The organism is Mesorhizobium sp. M5C.F.Cr.IN.023.01.1.1 (genome assembly GCF_003997585.1).
Lineage (GTDB): Bacteria > Pseudomonadota > Alphaproteobacteria > Rhizobiales > Rhizobiaceae > Mesorhizobium > Mesorhizobium wenxiniae.
Genome location: NZ_RZSU01000258.1, coordinates 1 through 525, shown reverse-complemented (window position 1 = coordinate 525; position 525 = coordinate 1). Strand labels below are relative to the sequence as shown.

Annotated in this window: 1 protein-coding gene; it reads right to left on the bottom strand. The window is 65.9% G+C overall.

Annotated elements, in window-relative coordinates; translation table 11 throughout:
- On the bottom strand, window positions 1-525 hold a 525-nt coding region (locus EOA78_RS35655; protein ID WP_245478019.1), incomplete at both ends, for a glutamate synthase-related protein.

Genomic DNA, 525 nt, shown 5'->3' with positions numbered 1-525 from the left:
GCACGTCGTCGATCGGATGCTTCTGCCGCTCGGTCCAGTGCACCGCCTCATGCGGGGCATCCGGCTTGAAGAACATCTTGCTGAAATCGAGCCCGCGCGCCTTCCAGTGCTGGATCAGCGCCCGCTTCTCCAGGAGTTCGGTGTCGCCGATGATCTGGTCGAGATGGGTGTAGCCCATCTCGGCGAGCAGCGCCCGGACCTCTTCCGCCACATAGAAGAAGAAGTTGATGACGTGTTCCGGCGTGCCCTTGAAGCGCTTGCGCAACACCGGATCCTGCGTCGCGACGCCGACCGGGCAGGTGTTGAGATGGCACTTGCGCATCATGATGCAGCCGGCCGCGATCAGCGGCGCGGTCGAGAAGCCGAATTCGTCGGCGCCAAGCAGCGCGCCGATGACAACGTCGCGGCCGGTGCGCAGGCCGCCATCGACCTGCAGCGCGACGCGCGACCTGAGGCCGTTGAGCACCAGCGTCTGGTGCGTCTCGGCAAGGCCCATTTCCCACGGGCTGCCGGCGTGCTTGAGCG